Origin of the sequence: Pseudomonas sp. FP1762 (genome assembly GCF_030687105.1) — a bacterium.
Lineage (GTDB): Bacteria > Pseudomonadota > Gammaproteobacteria > Pseudomonadales > Pseudomonadaceae > Aquipseudomonas > Aquipseudomonas siliginis.
In genome coordinates this window covers 89,325-104,870 of the sequence record NZ_CP117458.1, presented here as the reverse complement: position 1 = coordinate 104,870, position 15,546 = coordinate 89,325, and the positions used below count along the sequence as shown (strand labels likewise).

The following is a 15,546-nucleotide window of genomic DNA, read 5'->3' as shown; positions in this document are numbered from 1 at the left end:
AATTTCATACGCCATTCCAACCCAAGGAGAACGCCATGAGTGACCATCACACGTACAAGAAAGTCGAGCTGGTCGGTTCGTCCACCACCAGCATCGAAGACGCCATCAACAACGCACTGGCCGAAGCCAACAAAACCCTGCGCAATCTGGAATGGTTTGAAGTGACCGAAACCCGTGGCCACATCGAAAACGGCCAGGTGGCGCACTTTCAGGTAACGCTGAAAGTCGGCTTCAAGATTGCCGCCAGCTGAGTTTGAGCTAGTCTTCTGAACTTGCGCGCTGGCCGAGTGCCATAGGGAATGGCAAAGCGCTACAAGGTGAGCGCATCGGGTGGATGACCCGATGCCCGCCTCATTCAATCCGACCAGGGAGTGCGACCGATGAAGAAGTTCATGTTGGCAGTAGGTTTGTTGAGCCTTGCGGGTGGTGCGTTTGCAGCCGGCAAGCCATGTGAAGAGCTGAAAAGCGAAATCGCCGCGAAGCTCGACGCCAAAGGCGTATCCGGTTATTCGCTGGAAGTTGTCGACAAGGGTGCGGCCGCTGATGGCGACGTCGTCGGCAGTTGCGAAGGCGGCAGCAAGGACATCGTCTACAAGCGAGGCTGATTGCGCCTGAAATACAAAAGCCGACGCGGATGCGTCGGCTTTTTTGTGGACGATGATTTTCCGGGTAGATACCGTCTTGAGCCTCACCGGGCAAGCGCAAGTTTCGGGTCATATGGCAGTCCTGACTTGAGCACTCCGTAAACGAAGTGCAGCAGCTTGCGCATTGCTGCGCAGATGATCTGCTTGGGGGCCTTGCCATTGGCTTCCAGGCGTTCTTTCATCGCCTTGATCGCCTTATTGTGTTTCAGCGCCACCATGCCAGGCATGTAAAGGCCTGCACGCAGCCGTGCTGACCCTACTCTTGAGATCAGGGTGTGACCTTTGAACTTTCCTGATTCCTGCAGCTTTGGATTGAGCCCTGCAGCAGCGACCAGTTGGCGAGGATCACTGTATTTGCGCAAGTCACCCAGTTCGGCGAGCAATCGTTCAAGCGTTTTTTGTCCGATGCCGTCGATGGTTACGATGAGATCCCGCATCTGACGCATATCCGGGTCGTCATCGATGTGTTTTTTGATCGCCTTATGCGTTTCTACGATCTCTTTTTCGATATGGCGCAGAACGGAGTTGATCGAGTCTTTGACCTTTTCGTCGGAAACGTCCAGACGATTAAGCTCCATTTGTTCCATTTCCTGAAGGTCATCCAGGCGGCGCACCATTGCTTTTAACTGGCGGTATTTCAGCGGCTCAGGCGCCCATGGGTGAAGTTTTTGATCCTTTTCCCGGGCAAAGTCGGCGATCAGTTTGGCATCGCTTTTATCAGTCTTGATGCGGCGCAGTTCGCTGTCAGCGTACGCTTTGGTCGTAGCCGGGTTCACGACGCAGACCCGGAAGCCTTTGTTGTAAACGAATTCCGCGAGCTCCAAGTGGTAGACGCTGGTGGCTTCCATCACGATCAGGGCCGAACGCTCGGCGTTTTTTTCTAGCCACGCCTCAAACTCTTTAAAGCCCTTTGGATCGTTGGCCAGCTTGGCCTTGGTTTTGTGCTTGCCGTTGGGCTGGTGTGTAGCGATATCAAAGGTGTTCTTTGCGATGTCGACGCCAACGAAACCGGACATGATCGTTTCTCCACTTGTTCCCTGTTGCGATCATCACGTCACTCTGTCCAACCTTGCGAATGCGGGCTCTCGCCGCAGGCGGGCCCAAGATACCGTGCGAACTGTACGAGTGAGTGTGGAGGGCTGGAGCACGATCTACGTCACAGGCAAAAAGCCTAAGGAGCTGCGCGGCTTCCAAGTCCCTCCCTCGATGATCAGTCGAGAACTATCGCTCCTGACGGAGCGTTAGTCGAGATACAAGGAGCTGCGGGACGCTGCGATCTTTTGATCTTGATTTCAAATCATAATCAAAAGATCGCAGCCTCGTTGCACAGCTCCTACAAGGGTTCGCGTTATCCCTTCATGACTTGGGCCAGCAATTCGTAGGAATGGATGCGATCGGCGTGTTCGTAAAGATCACTGGTGAAAATCAGCTCATCCGCCTGGGTCTGCTCGATCAACACTTCCAGTTTGGCTCGGATCTTCTGCGGGCCGCCGACCATGGCGAGGCCGAGGAAATCGCCCACCGCTTCACGTTCATGGGGCAGCCACAGGCCGTCCATGGTTTTCACCGGTGGACGCTGCACCAGGCTCTGGCCACGCATCAGCGCAAGAATGCGCTGGTACACAGACGTCGCCAGGTAATCGGCTTGCTCATCGGTATCCGCTGCCACCAGCGGCACGCCGAGCATCACGTACGGCTTGTCGAGCACCGCCGACGGTTTGAAGTGATTGCGGTAGATGCGGATCGCCTCGTGCATGAAGCGCGGCGCGAAGTGCGAGGCGAAGGCGTAAGGCAAGCCGCGCTCTCCCGCCAATTGCGCACTGAACAGGCTTGAGCCGAGCAGCCAGACCGGCACGTTGGTGCCGGTGCCGGGCATGGCGATCACCCGTTGTTCCGGAGTGCGCGGACCGAGGTAGCGCATCAGTTCGGAAACGTCTTCAGGGAAGTCGTCAGCGCTGCCCGAGCGCTCACGGCGCAAGGCGCGGGCGGTCATCTGGTCAGAGCCGGGCGCGCGACCCAGACCCAGGTCGATCCGTCCCGGGTACAGGCTCTCGAGGGTGCCGAACTGCTCGGCGATCACCAGCGGCGCATGGTTGGGCAGCATTACCCCGCCGGAACCGACGCGGATCGTCGACGTGCCTCCGGCCAGATAGCCGAGCAACACCGAAGTTGCCGAACTGGCGATGCCGTCCATGTTGTGATGTTCGGCGACCCAGAAGCGCGTGTAGCCGAATTTCTCGGCATGCTGCGCCAGGTCCAGCGAGTTGCGCAGCGATTGCGCCGCGCTGCCGTTTTCGCGTACCGGCACCAGGTCGAGGGTGGAAAATTTTACGTCGGACAGTTTTTTCATGAACCTGCATCTCCGGGTGGGGAGGCAGGTTTTTCTTGCGAGCGAAAACCTGCCAAATCCATAAGCGTGTTTTATGGAATGAGGGCATATACCCGAGATTCAATAGCAGCGACGAAATTTCCTACTAAAAAAGTCAACGATTCAGCCAGGCTGAACTTTGTTCCGCCGTCTATCCTCAGAAGCCTTGCTAGTAAAAACCGCGACGGCGCGGCGTTCCGCGCCACATTTGAGGAGGCAGACATGGCTATCGTGAAAAAGGCATCGGCGCATTGGAAAGGCGATCTGAAAACCGGTCTCGGCTCGATCTCCACCGAAACCGGCGTACTGCGGGAAGCACCGTACGGCTTCAAGGCGCGCTTTGAGGGCGGCAAGGGCACCAACCCGGAAGAACTGATCGGCGCGGCTCACGCCGGCTGCTTCTCCATGGCGTTTTCGATGATTCTCGGCGATGCCGGCCTGAAGGCAGACAGCATCGATACCAACGCTGAAGTCACCCTCGATCAGGTTGACGGCAGCTTCGCAATTACTGCGGTAAAGCTGATTCTCAAGGCGAAGATTCCAGGCGCAACTCAGCAGCAGTTTGAAGAACTGAGCAACAAGGCCAAGGAAGGTTGCCCGGTTTCCAAGGTGTTGAATGCGAAGATCACGCTTGAGGCTTCGCTGGTCAGCTGATTGGGCGTTTGCAGGGCTGACGCTATCGCGGGCAGGCTCGCTCCCACAGGGGATTTGTGCACGGCGCAGATCCAGTGTGGGAGCGAGCCTGCTCGCGAACGCAGTCTCGAAACCAGCTCAGCGGCCGGCAATTAATACAAGGTGTGAGCAAAGTCAGAACCCGCTCCGCAGAAATGTGGTCGAATAATCGAAAGCAGCTTCAGCGCACACCCGTGCGCGCTGCCTCAAGGAGCTTCATCGATGAAACGTATTGGCTTGGCGATCCTTTGCAGTGCACTGGCCACGTCCGCAATCGCAGCCCCCAAAAAATGCGAGGAGCTTAGAAAGGAAATCGAGGTCAAAATTCAGGCGAAAGCGGTGCCAACGTACACCCTTGAAATCATCACGGCGGAAGAGGCGAAGCAGCATGACTCAGCCATGATCGTTGGTTCTTGCGAGAACGGCACCAAGCGAATCATCTATCAGAAAAACGATAGATGATTGTCCTTCACGGCACGCAATTGATCTGCCGCTCGTTGGCAACGATCTGGCCCTGACGATTGATCAAGCGTGCACTTGGCGTGAAGGCCAGCGATCGGGCCTCAAGGCGGTAACGCTGCCCGGCCTCGAAGTGGTCATAGGGCACGGTCATGTAACACAGCCGCTCTTGCGGATCGGTATCCATGCCCTGACCACCCCCGAATACTTCGAAGTCAAAGCGCACGGTGAGCTCATGACTACCGGGCGTCACCTGAAAAAACCGTCCGTCGCGCAAGCGCTGTTTATCCAGGCGCTCGGCCATCAGCACTTTGCCGCCGGGGGTAGGCATGGCGAAGTCGACCCAGGCTTTGTCTGGATCGGCCGCCGGCAACGGGCTCTGACAACCGGCGAGCACACTGGCGGCCAGCAATGTCGTCAACTTGCGCATGATCGATATCCTTAGACGGGATTTCCAGCATAGCGCTGATCAACTGCTCTGACAGCCCGCCGGTGTGCCCTGACCGACAACCTTGCGCTGTTCGTCATAAAGCTTGGCCCAAGGCCGGAAGCCGATGCTGCCCGCCTGCAACTGATAGCGCTGGCCGGCGTTGAAGTCCTTGAATTTCACGCTCAACTGGCAATCGCGCCACAGCGGTTCGGCAGTCGGGCCGATATTGGTGGCCTCCACCGGGAATTGATAGCGCACCTTCAGCTCATGGCTGCCGGGCTGCACTTCGAAATAGCGTTTGTCGATGGCCTGGGTGGCATCGACTTGAACGGCTTGCAGCGCCGTGTCGTGTTGGCGAGCGTCAAGATCGATCCAGGCTTGCGAGGGGTCGGGGTCGGGCATTCCGAATCCGGCACAACCGGCCAGCGTCAGCAGGCCTCCTGTCAGCATGAACATGCGCATAGCGGTGCTCCTTGAGGCGGGATAGTCTTGGGGCAGACTTTCCGGGGAATTTCTTATTTTGATCAGGCCGTTTTCCAGCCTTGGGTTACTTGATCGCGTTTTTCCGATTTTGTTTCCGGGTGTGTTGTTTTTGTTGCTCAACGGTTGCGCCAGCGTCAGCTATTACAGCCAGCTCGCCAGCGGCCAGTTGCAATTGCTGCGCGCCCGGGAGCCGGTGGAGAAGGTCATTGCCGACCCCAGCCGCGATGCCAAATTGCGCGCGCATCTGGCTCAATCACAAAAGGCCCGTACCTTTGCCAGCGAGCATCTGCATTTGCCGGATAACCAGAGCTATCGTCTGTACGCCGACATCGGTCGCCCGTACGTGGTGTGGAACGTGTTCGCCACCGCAGAGTTTTCCCTGACGCCGCAGAATCACTGCTTTCCGATTGCCGGCTGCGTGGCCTATCGCGGCTACTACAGCCAGAGCGCGGCCCGTGGCGAGGCGGCGATTCAACGTTTGCAGGGCATGGACGTGTCGATCGGCGGGGTCGAGGCGTACTCGACGCTTGGCTGGTTCGATGACCCGATCCTCAATTCGATGATGGGCTGGGGCGACGAACGGCTGGCCACGTTGATCTTTCATGAACTGGCGCACCAGAAGTTCTATGTGAAGGACGACACTGAATTCAACGAGTCTTTCGCCACCTTCGTCGAGCAGGAAGGCACGCGGCAATGGCGCACGTTTCGCGGGCTACCGGCAGAGTCGGATTCCAGGCTCAAGCAGCGTGACCAGTTCATCGAACTGGTACTCGACACGCGTTCAAGACTGGAGAAGCTCTATGCGCAGCCGCTGTCGGTTGAGCAGATGCGTGAGCGCAAAGCAGCTGAATTCGAGCACTTGCGCCGGGAGTATCGGGTCATGCGCGACAGTCAGTGGGCCGGGGACAAACGTTATGACGCTTGGGTCAATGCGCCACTGAACAACGCGCGATTGTTGCCGTTCGGGTTGTATGACCAGTGGGTGCCGGCGTTTGCGGCGCTGTTCAACCAAGTGGGTGGGGATTGGCTGAGGTTCTATGCCGAGGTTGAGCGGTTGGGGCGATTGCCGGTTGATGAGCGTAAGGCGGCTTTGAGGGCCTTGGCAGTTCCTGAGTCCACCAGCGGCTGAACGGACCTCACCGCTGGCAAGCCAGCTCCCACAGGGACAGCGGTGAGCCTGAAGAATCGCTAACCTGTGGGAGCTGGCTTGCCAGCGATAGCCATCTGCTCAGCGCTGCAAAAAAGCCTGATGCAACGCATTCAAAGTTTCAAAGTGATAAGCCGGCGATTCGGCGTTCAATTCCTCGAAGCTGCCAAACCCATAGCCCACCGCCGCCGCATCCAGGCCGTTGCTGCGGGCGCCGATCAGGTCGTGCTTGCGATCGCCGATCATCAGGGTCTGCACCGGGTCCAGGCGTTCTTCCTCAAGCAAGTGCGCAATCAACTCAACCTTGTTGGTCCGCGTGCCGTCCAGCTCGCTGCCGTAGATCACCTTGAAGTGGCGGGCGAAGTCGAAGTGCCGGGCGATCTCGCGGGCGAACACCCACGGTTTGGAGGTGGCGATGTACAACTGCCGCCCCTGCCCGCTCAAGGTTTCCAGCAACGGCGTGACCCCGTCGAACACCCGATTCTCGTAGAGCCCGGTGACCTTGAAGCGCTCGCGATAGAAATTCACCGCTTCCCAGGCCCTGGCCTCGTCGAAGTCGTAGAACTGCATGAACGCTTGCAGCAGCGGCGGGCCGATGAAGTGTTCCAGTTTGCTCAGGTCCGGTTCGTCGATGCCGAGATTGGCCAAGGCAAATTGAATTGAGCGGGTGATGCCCTCACGCGGGTCGGTCAGGGTGCCATCGAGGTCGAACAGTACGGTCTGGTAATGCATGAGAGTTCCTGAGCTGGTGTAGAGCAATTCAGAGCTGGTCGTAGCCTTCGGCCAGATGCAGGTCCTTGAGCTTGACGTAGTTCGCCGCGCTGTACGTAAAGAAGGCATTTTCCTTATCGGTCAGCGGGCGCACTTGCTTGACCGGGCTGCCGACATACAGGAAGCCGCTCTGCAGGCGCTTGCCCGGCGGCACCAGGCTGCCGGCGCCGATGATCACGTCGTCCTCGACCACGGCGCCGTCCATGACGATGCTGCCCATGCCGATCAACACGCGGCTGCCAACGGTGCAGCCGTGCAGCATGACCTTGTGGGCGATGGTCACGTCATCGCCGATCAGCAAGGGAAAACCGTCCGGGTTGAACGGGCCGGCGTGGGTGATGTGCAGCACGCAGCCATCCTGCACGCTGGTGCGCGCACCGATGCGGATGCGGTGCATGTCGCCACGGATCACCGTCAGCGGCCAGACCGAGCTGTCTGCGCCAATTTCGACGTCGCCGATCACCACCGCCGAACCGTCGACGAATGCGCCGTTGCTCAGGCGGGGGGTGTGATTCTGGTATTTGCGAAGGGACACGATTAGTTCTCTCTCTGTCGCCGATAGCTGCGGTGAGTGTCGATTGTAATTAAGATGGGCGCATGTTTCTTCCAGCCAAGGTGCCAACCGTGAGCGTGAACAACCCTCTTTTGCAGTCCTACGACCTGCCGCCGTTCTCCACGATCCGTGCCGAACACGTCCTGCCCGCCATCGAAACCATCCTCGCGGACAACCGCGCCGCCATCGCCGAGATCCTCAAGACCCAGGGCAAGAACCCGACCTGGGCCGGTCTGGTATTGGCGATGGACGAACTCAATGATCGCCTCGGTGCGGCATGGAGCCCGGTCAGCCATCTTAACGCCGTGTGCAACAGCGCCGAATTGCGTGAAGCCTATGAGTCGTGCCTGCCGGCCCTGAGCGCCTACTCCACCGAAATGGGCCAGAACCGCGAACTGTTCCAGGCGTATGAGGCGTTGGCCAACAGTCCGGAAGCTGCCAGTTTCGACGTCGCGCAAAAAACCATTCTGGAACACGCCCTGCGCGATTTCCGTCTGTCGGGTATCGATCTGCCGGAAGCCGAGCAGAAACGTTACGCCGAAGTGCAGAGCAAGCTGTCCGAGCTCGGCAGCCGCTTCTCCAACCAATTGCTCGACGCCACTCAGGCGTGGACCAAACACATTACCGATGAAGCCGCCCTCGCCGGCCTGACCGATTCGGCCAAGGCGCAGATGGCTGCCGCCGCCCAGGCCAAAGGTCTGGATGGCTGGTTGATCACTCTGGAATTCCCCAGCTATTACGCGGTGATGACCTACGCGCAAGACCGCGCGCTGCGCGAAGAAGTCTACGCCGCCTACTGCACCCGTGCCTCGGATCAAGGCCCGAATGCCGGGCAGAACGACAACGGCCCGGTGATGGAAGAGATCCTCGACCTGCGCCAGGAACTGGCCCGACTGCTGGGCTTCGCCAGTTTCGCCGAACTGAGTCTGGCGACGAAAATGGCCGAATCCAGCGATCAGGTGCTGAGCTTCCTGCGCGATCTGGCCCAACGCAGCAAGCCGTTCGCCGCGCAGGATCTGCAACAGCTGCGCGCGTACGCCGCCGAACAGGGCTGCGCCGATCTGCAAAGCTGGGACAGCGGTTTCTACGGTGAAAAACTTCGCGAGCAGCGTTACAGCGTCGCTCAGGAAACCCTGCGAGCCTACTTCCCGATCGACAAAGTCCTCAGCGGCCTGTTCGCCATCGTCCAGCGTCTGTACGGCATCGAGATCGCCGAGCAGAAAGGCTTCGACACTTGGCACCCGGACGTCCGCCTGTTCGAGATCAAGGAAAACGGTCAGCACGTCGGCCGCTTCTTCTTCGACTTGTATGCCCGCGCCAACAAGCGTGGCGGCGCGTGGATGGACGGCGCCCGCGACCGTCGCCGCACCATCGACGGCGTGCTGCAAAGCCCGGTGGCCAATCTGGTGTGCAACTTCACTCCGGCCGACAGCGGCAAACCGGCGCTGCTGACCCACGATGAAGTGACCACCCTGTTCCACGAGTTCGGCCACGGCCTGCATCACCTGCTGACCCGCGTCGAACACGCTGGCGTATCCGGCATCAACGGCGTGGCCTGGGACGCGGTCGAGCTGCCGAGCCAGTTCATGGAAAACTGGTGCTGGGAGCCGGAAGGCCTGGCGCTGATTTCCGGCCACTACGAGACTGGCGAGCCACTGCCGCAGGACCTGCTGGAAAAAATGCTCGCGGCGAAGAACTTCCAGTCCGGGCTGATGATGGTGCGTCAGCTGGAGTTTTCGCTGTTCGACTTCGAACTGCATGCCACCCATGGCGATGGCCGCAGCGTGGCGCAAGTGCTCGAGGGCGTGCGTGACGAGGTGTCGGTGATGCGTCCACCGGCTTACAACCGCTTCCCCAACAGCTTTGCGCACATTTTCGCTGGTGGTTACGCGGCGGGTTATTACAGCTACAAGTGGGCTGAAGTGCTGTCCGCCGACGCCTTCTCGAAATTCGAGGAAGACGGCGTGCTCAACGCTGAAACCGGTCGGGCGTTCCGCGAGGCGATTCTGGCGCGCGGCGGCTCGCAGGCACCGATGGTGCTGTTCGTCGACTTCCGTGGCCGTGAGCCGTCGATCGACGCGCTGTTGCGCCACAGCGGCCTGAGTGAGGACGCGGCAGCATGAGCGACGGCCCTGTGATCACCAAGAAGCGCTTCATCGCCGGGGCGGTCTGCCCGGCGTGCAGCGAGCCGGACAAGTTGATGATGTGGAACGAAGACGGCGTGCCGCACCGCGAATGCGTGGCCTGCGGTTACTCCGACACGCTCAACGAGCAAGGCCTGTCGGTGCCCAAAGAGCTGGGCACGCGGGTCAATACCAGCGCGCTGAAACCTGCCGCCGACAAAAAGGTTCAGGCGGTGCAGTTCTTCCCCAACCCCAAGTTGAAGAAAAAGTCCGACGAGCAACAATGACAACGACCGCTGCCTGCCGATCATCGTCGGCAGGTGGCGGTATCTATTCACCACCTTGCCTCTGCGCTTCCTGATTAGGCTGGCCAATCCAGCCCTCTCTCACGGAAGACGCCATGCCTGACACCAACCCACTCCTGCAACATTGGCAGTTGCCGCCCTGGGCGGCGATACGCGCCGAACATCTGCTGCCAGCAGTCGAGCGCATCGTTGCCGACAACCTGCTGATCATCGAAAACGTCATCGCCACTCAGGTCGATCATCCCAACTGGGACGACGTGGTAATTGCCATCGATGAAGCCGATGCGCGCCTGGATGAAACCATGGCGATCATCGAATTCCTCTCGATCAGTCATGCCGATGAGCCCCAGTGGTTGATGCAGGAAGCCCTGAGTACGCACGCCGCGCAGCGTTACAAGACTGCGAAGGCCGGCAATCGACAGTTGCTCCAGGTTTATCAACGATTGGCACAGAGCTCCATAGCCGCCAGCTTCAGTGATGCACGCAAAGCCTCGCTGGCGAAAATCCTGCGCCGGTTTCACTTGGCGGGAAGCGAATTGTCGAGTGCGCAGCGCAAGGATCTGGCGCGATTGAACGGCGAAATCGATCTGCTGGAAAAGCGCTTCATGAGCAACCTCAAATCGGTCAACGCGGCATGGAGCAAGGACATCGACGATGCCGCGCTATTGGCGGGACTGCCGGCCGAAATGCAGACGCATCTGGCCGCCAATGCCCACAAGGCCGGCCTGCCCGGGTGGCGGCTGACCCTGGATCAGAACACTTACCAACAGGTCATGAGGCGGGCACAACACCGCGGACTGCGCGAGGAGTATTTCAAAGCCTGGTGCACCCGCGCTTCGGATCAGGGGCCACAGGCCGGTCGCTTCGATAACGGGCCGGTTTTGCAGACGCTGCTGGCCGCACGTCATGCCAAAGCCCGGCTCTTGGGTTTTGACAACTTTGCCCATCTGCGCCTGCACAACCGTATGGCTACCGGTACCGATCAGGTTGGCCGTTTTCTGCGCCAGCAGATCGCCCGCAATGCCGTGTCACTGGCGGGCGAGACCGATGATTTGCAGGCCTTGGCCCGCGAGCACGGGGTTGAACAGCTAGAAGCGTGGGATCACGATTTCCTCGCCGAGCAATTACGCCTGAAGCAGTCCGGCGGCACGGAGCAGGACCTGCGCGAGTTCTTCGCGCTGCAAGCCACACTGCACAGCCTCTGCCGCTTCAGCGAGCATATGTTCGGTATCAGCATCAGCGAAAATACCGTCCACGAGCGTTTCGCCGAAAATGTTCGCCTGTTCGAAATCAGCGAGCGTCAGCAACCGGTTGGTTACATCTACATCGACCCGTTCCACCGCGACGCGGGCAACGACTATGCCTGGACCGGTGTACTGCGCAATCGACGGATCACCGCCGAAGGCCGACCATTACTGCCGATTGCCTCGCTTCAATGCAATTACCCGGCAGCGGAAAACGGGCAACCCTACCTGCTGGATCCGCAGGATCTGCGTGTTCTGCTGCACGAATTCGGCCATTGCCTGCATCATGTGCTGACGCGTTCGCCGCATTACAACCTGTCCGGCATTTCGCATCTGAGCCGCGACGCTGCCGAGTTTGTCGGGCAACTGTTCGAAAAATGGGCGTTATCCGGGCAATTCCTGCGCTGGCTGGGTACGCATCACCAGAGCGGTGAGCGTCTGTCCGAAGCGCAGGCCAATACCGCGTTTTCCGCCACAGGCATCCAGCGCAGCCGGGAGACGGCAATGCTGTTGCTGAACGCGCTGGTCGACTTCGAACTGCACCGCTGTCACGGTGACGGTCGCACTGTTCAGCAAGTAGTCGAGGATGTGCAAAGTGAGTTCGCGCACCTGTCCATCCCGGCCTACTGCCGCTTCGCCAACAGCTGCGATTATCTGGTTACCGGTTATGAGGCTTCGCTGTACGCCTACAAATGGTCGGGTGTGCTGGCGAGCGAGGCGTTCAAGCGCTTCGAACGTGAAGGTCTGTTCAACGAACAGACGGGCCGCGACATGCGCGAACACCTGCTCTCGGGGGACAGGCAGGCACTGCCCGCCGCACTGCAAGCCTTTCTCGGAAAACCCATCGACAGCGCACTGTTTCCTGCGCCAGCCGATTGAACTGATCAACGCTGGACGTGCGCCGAGTCGAACCAGCTCTTCATCGAACACATGGCGAATGCACTGGTGCTGCATTCGCCATTGATCAAGGCTTCATGCAACCGATCGACATCGGCCTGCATCACGTAGCGCACGCTGTCGTGGAAATGCTGACTGTCACCAAAACCGCCCTCGGTCATTTCCTTGAGCGCCTGCTCTTTACTCCAGCCCTGTACCACCACGCGGTACATCGCCGCCATCAGTCCGGTGCGGTCAGAACCGTGCTTGCAGTGCATGAGCACCGGGCCGTCGGCTTCGGCGGACTGAATCGCGCGCAAAGCCTTGAGCACATCGCTGTCGTCGACGTGGTTGGTGCGATACGGCAGCTGCACTTGCTTGATGCCCGGCGCGGAGAGCCAGTCGCTATCAGCGTCAGGCAGGAAGTTGATTACGGTGACGACATGCAGATCGTTCAACAGCGGCACCGCACTGCGGCTGGGCAAGGCGCTGCGATACAGCGTCGGTGACATGCGGAACAGGTTGAACTGCGCCTCAACCGGCTGCGCCCACTCGGCCGGGCGAGATGGCGTGGCGTCGGCCGCCCGGGCGGCAATGCCATGCAACAGTGCAACAAGCGAAAAACATAACGCGGGGAAAAAGCGCACTCGAGACATGCTGGGCTGACCGTTTCGGCAATCTTCATGGGAGGAATTGCAGCTTCGCTATCAAGCGGTCAATACGCCGTGAGCCGGCCGTCAAAGAAACGTGAATCGGCGCCTCGCCGGGCTTTTTTCCGTGCAAACGGTTTTTCTTGATGCTTAGCCTGCTACCATTTGTCACATGATGTTGCAGAGGGAACGGCTTTTACCCGACCGGACACTGATCGTCGCAACGCAAAATTCCTCGAGCTGCTCGCAGAAGCGGCTGACTTCTATGCCTGATGAGGTGCCCCCCATGTCTGATCAAGATCGAGACAACCCGCGGCGTGAGTTCTTGCGCAAATCCCTGACCCTGATTCCGGTGGTCACGCTTGCCGGTACCGGCCTGGGCAGCAGCGTGCTGCAAGCCGCACCTGAAAGCACACCGGCGCCGGCCGCAGCAAAACCGGCCTCTGTCGCTGGTGACTATCAGCCGAGCTTTTTCACCGCTGAAGAATGGGCATTCATCAATGCCGCCGTCGCCCAGTTGATCCCCAACGACGCGCAAGGCCCCGGTGCCCTCGAAGCCGGCGTGCCGGAATACATCGACCGGCAGATGAACACCCCGTACGCCGCCGGTGCCCTGTGGTACATGCAAGGCCCGTTCAATGCCGACGCGGCACCGGAGATGGGCTGGCAGAGCAAACTGGTGCCCAAAGACATCTATCGCCTCGGCATCGCCGCCACGGATCAGTGGGTAAAAGGTTTGAGCGGTAAAACATTTGCCGAGCAAGACAGCGCTACCCGAGACGATTTGCTCAAGCAACTGGAAGCCGGCAAGCCGCAGTTCGATGCGGTGCCGGCGAAGATCTTCTTCAATCTGCTGCTGCAAAATACCAAGGAAGGTTTCTTCTGTGACCCGATCCACGGTGGCAATAAAGGCATGGTCGGCTGGACCATGATCGGTTTCCCCGGCGCCCGCGCCGATTTCATGGATTGGGTGGAACGCAACGAGCAATACCCCTTCCCGGCAGTGTCGATTCGCGGCGAGAGGGCGTAAGCATGGCAACGGTAATGAAGAAGGTTGATGCAGTCATCGTCGGTTTCGGCTGGACGGGCGCGATCATGGCCAAGGAGCTCACCGAGGCGGGCCTCAACGTGCTGGCGCTGGAGCGCGGGCCGATGCAGGACACCTACCCCGACGGCAACTATCCACAGGTGATCGACGAACTCACCTACAGCGTGCGCAAGAAACTCTTTCAGGACATCTCCAAAGAGACGGTGACCATTCGCCACAGCGTCAACGACATCGCCCTGCCCAACCGCCAGTTGGGCGCGTTTTTGCCGGGTAACGGCGTCGGCGGCGCCGGTCTGCACTGGTCGGGCGTGCACTTTCGCGTCGACCCGATCGAGTTGCGTATGCGCAGCCACTACGAAGAACGCTACGGCAAAAGCTTCATCCCCAAAGACATGACCATCCAGGATTTCGGCGTCAGCTATGAAGAGCTGGAACCGTTTTTCGACTTCGCGGAAAAAGTCTTCGGCACCTCCGGCCAGGCCTGGACGGTGAAAGGCCAACTGGTCGGTCAGGGCAAGGGCGGTAACCCTTATGCGGCGGATCGCTCCAATCCGTTTCCGCTTGAAGCGCAGAAGAACACCGTATCCGCACAGCTGTTCGGCAAAGCGGCCACAGAAGTCGGTTACAAACCCTACAACCTGCCTTCGGCTAATACTTCGGGGCCGTACACCAATCCCTACGGCGCACAGATGGGGCCATGCAACTTCTGCGGGTTCTGCAGCGGCTACGTCTGCTACATGTATTCCAAGGCCTCGCCGAACGTGAACATTCTGCCGGCGCTCAAGCCCCTGCCGAATTTCGAGCTGCGGCCCAACTCCCATGTGCTGCGGGTCAATCTCGACAGCACGAAAAGCAAAGCCACCGGCGTCACCTACATCGATGGCCAGGGCCGCGAGATCGAGCAGCCGGCGGATTTGGTGATCCTCGGCGCATTCCAGTTGCACAACGTGCGTCTGATGCTGCTGTCCGGGATCGGCAAACCGTACGACCCGATCAGCGGCGAAGGCGTGGTCGGGCGTAACTTCGCCTATCAGAACATGGCGACCATCAAAGCCTTTTTCGACAAGGACACCCACACCAACAACTTCATTGGCGCCGGCGGCAACGGCGTGGCGGTGGACGATTTCAACGCCGACAACTTCGACCACGGGCCGCACGGCTTCGTCGGCGGTTCGCCGATGTGGGTCAACCAGGCTGGCAGTCGACCGATTGCCGGCACCTCGAACCCGCCGGGCACACCGGCCTGGGGCAGCGCATGGAAACGCGCCACCGCCGATTACTACACCCACCAGGTGTCGATGGACGCCCACGGCGCGCATCAATCCTACCGTGGCAACTACCTCGATCTCGATCCGGTGTACCGCGATGCCTACGGCCTGCCGCTGCTGCGCATGACTTTCGACTGGCAGGAAAACGACATCAAGATGAACCGCTTCATGGTCGAGAAAATGGGCAAGATCGCCCAAGCCATGGGCCCGAAAGCCATTGCAGTGATCGGCAAGCAGGTCGGCGATCACTTCAACACCGCCTCGTACCAGACCACCCACCTCAACGGTGGCGCGATCATGGGCACCGATCCGAAGACCAGCGCCCTGAACCGCTATTTGCAGAGCTGGGACGTGCACAACGTATTCGTCCCGGGCGCCTCGGCGTTCCCGCAGGGCCTGGGCTACAACCCGACCGGGCTGGTGGCGGCGCTGACCTACTGGTCGGCAAAAGCGATCCGCGAGCAATACCTGAAAAACCCCGGCCCGCTGGTACAGGCTTAAGGAG

The 15,546-nt window shown here is 59.7% G+C and carries 17 protein-coding genes; 10 read left to right on the top strand and 7 right to left on the bottom strand.

Features of this window, described 5'->3' with window-relative positions; all coding sequences use genetic code 11:
- Positions 1–35: 35 nt before the first annotated feature.
- Entirely contained in the window at positions 36–251 is a 216-nt protein-coding gene (locus tag PSH90_RS00495) for a dodecin (protein WP_016772305.1), read from the top strand.
- Positions 252–380: 129 nt separating this feature from the next.
- Positions 381–605, top strand: coding sequence for a DUF1161 domain-containing protein (locus tag PSH90_RS00490; protein ID WP_071173980.1), 225 nt, complete (start codon positions 381–383; stop codon positions 603–605).
- Positions 606–688: 83 nt separating this feature from the next.
- On the opposite strand, the gene PSH90_RS00485 is transcribed toward PSH90_RS00490, so the two are convergent.
- Positions 689–1,660 (bottom strand): IS110 family transposase, encoded by a 972-nt coding sequence (locus PSH90_RS00485; RefSeq protein WP_305381925.1) that lies wholly within the window; start codon positions 1,658–1,660, stop codon positions 689–691.
- A 332-nt stretch (positions 1,661–1,992) separates the two neighbouring features.
- Positions 1,993–2,994: an LLM class flavin-dependent oxidoreductase gene (locus tag PSH90_RS00480; protein WP_150637340.1), complete on the bottom strand. Its 1,002-nt coding sequence runs from the start codon at positions 2,992–2,994 to the stop codon at positions 1,993–1,995.
- A 240-nt stretch (positions 2,995–3,234) separates the two neighbouring features.
- On the opposite strand from PSH90_RS00480, the gene PSH90_RS00475 reads away from it, so the two are divergent.
- Together PSH90_RS00475 and PSH90_RS00470 are read left to right on the top strand one after the other, a co-directional pair.
- Positions 3,235–3,666 (top strand): OsmC family protein, encoded by a 432-nt coding sequence (locus PSH90_RS00475; protein WP_252868559.1) that lies wholly within the window; start codon positions 3,235–3,237, stop codon positions 3,664–3,666.
- A 240-nt stretch (positions 3,667–3,906) separates the two neighbouring features.
- Positions 3,907–4,146, top strand: a complete 240-nt coding sequence (locus tag PSH90_RS00470) for a DUF1161 domain-containing protein (protein WP_056791294.1) — start codon at positions 3,907–3,909, stop codon at positions 4,144–4,146.
- A gap of 7 nt (positions 4,147–4,153) precedes the next feature.
- Here the strand turns inward: PSH90_RS00470 and PSH90_RS00465 are convergent, their stop codons facing one another.
- On the bottom strand, positions 4,154–4,573 hold the full coding sequence (locus PSH90_RS00465; RefSeq protein ID WP_056791291.1) for a hypothetical protein: 420 nt from the start codon (positions 4,571–4,573) through the stop codon (positions 4,154–4,156).
- Positions 4,574–4,612: 39 nt separating this feature from the next.
- A complete protein-coding gene (locus PSH90_RS00460) occupies positions 4,613–5,035 on the bottom strand; it encodes a hypothetical protein (RefSeq protein ID WP_056791288.1) in 423 nt (140 codons plus the stop codon).
- Positions 5,036–5,093: 58 nt separating this feature from the next.
- Between PSH90_RS00460 and PSH90_RS00455 the strand changes: the two genes are divergently transcribed.
- A complete protein-coding gene (locus PSH90_RS00455) occupies positions 5,094–6,185 on the top strand; it encodes an aminopeptidase (protein ID WP_252868558.1) in 1,092 nt (363 codons plus the stop codon).
- 99 nt (positions 6,186–6,284) lie between these two features.
- Here PSH90_RS00455 and PSH90_RS00450 read toward each other — a convergent pair whose 3' ends face one another.
- Both PSH90_RS00450 and PSH90_RS00445 read right to left on the bottom strand, forming a co-directional pair.
- Complete coding sequence (locus PSH90_RS00450; protein WP_252868557.1) at positions 6,285–6,935, bottom strand: HAD family hydrolase; 651 nt, start codon at positions 6,933–6,935, stop codon at positions 6,285–6,287.
- Between the two features lie 28 nt (positions 6,936–6,963).
- Positions 6,964–7,509 (bottom strand): gamma carbonic anhydrase family protein, encoded by a 546-nt coding sequence (locus tag PSH90_RS00445; RefSeq protein ID WP_016772314.1) that lies wholly within the window; start codon positions 7,507–7,509, stop codon positions 6,964–6,966.
- An 89-nt stretch (positions 7,510–7,598) separates the two neighbouring features.
- Here PSH90_RS00445 and prlC point away from each other — a divergent pair, with 89 nt between their 5' ends.
- From prlC to PSH90_RS00430, 3 genes are all read left to right on the top strand, one after another.
- Positions 7,599–9,650: an oligopeptidase A gene (gene prlC, locus PSH90_RS00440; RefSeq protein WP_051600831.1), complete on the top strand. Its 2,052-nt coding sequence runs from the start codon at positions 7,599–7,601 to the stop codon at positions 9,648–9,650.
- On the top strand, positions 9,647–9,937 hold the full coding sequence (locus PSH90_RS00435; protein ID WP_056791282.1) for a YheV family putative zinc ribbon protein: 291 nt from the start codon (positions 9,647–9,649) through the stop codon (positions 9,935–9,937). Before prlC ends, PSH90_RS00435 begins: the two co-directional genes overlap by 4 nt.
- 113 nt (positions 9,938–10,050) lie before the next feature.
- Complete coding sequence (locus tag PSH90_RS00430) at positions 10,051–12,078, top strand: M3 family metallopeptidase (RefSeq protein WP_305381923.1); 2,028 nt, start codon at positions 10,051–10,053, stop codon at positions 12,076–12,078.
- Between the two features lie 5 nt (positions 12,079–12,083).
- On the opposite strand, the gene PSH90_RS00425 is transcribed toward PSH90_RS00430, so the two are convergent.
- Complete coding sequence (locus PSH90_RS00425; protein ID WP_024015019.1) at positions 12,084–12,731, bottom strand: tyrosine-protein phosphatase; 648 nt, start codon at positions 12,729–12,731, stop codon at positions 12,084–12,086.
- A 280-nt stretch (positions 12,732–13,011) separates the two neighbouring features.
- Here PSH90_RS00425 and PSH90_RS00420 point away from each other — a divergent pair, with 280 nt between their 5' ends.
- Positions 13,012–13,755 (top strand): gluconate 2-dehydrogenase subunit 3 family protein, encoded by a 744-nt coding sequence (locus PSH90_RS00420; RefSeq protein WP_056791272.1) that lies wholly within the window; start codon positions 13,012–13,014, stop codon positions 13,753–13,755.
- A 2-nt stretch (positions 13,756–13,757) separates the two neighbouring features.
- Positions 13,758–15,542, top strand: coding sequence for a GMC family oxidoreductase (locus tag PSH90_RS00415; protein WP_041476464.1), 1,785 nt, complete (start codon positions 13,758–13,760; stop codon positions 15,540–15,542).
- Positions 15,543–15,546 lie beyond the last annotated feature (4 nt).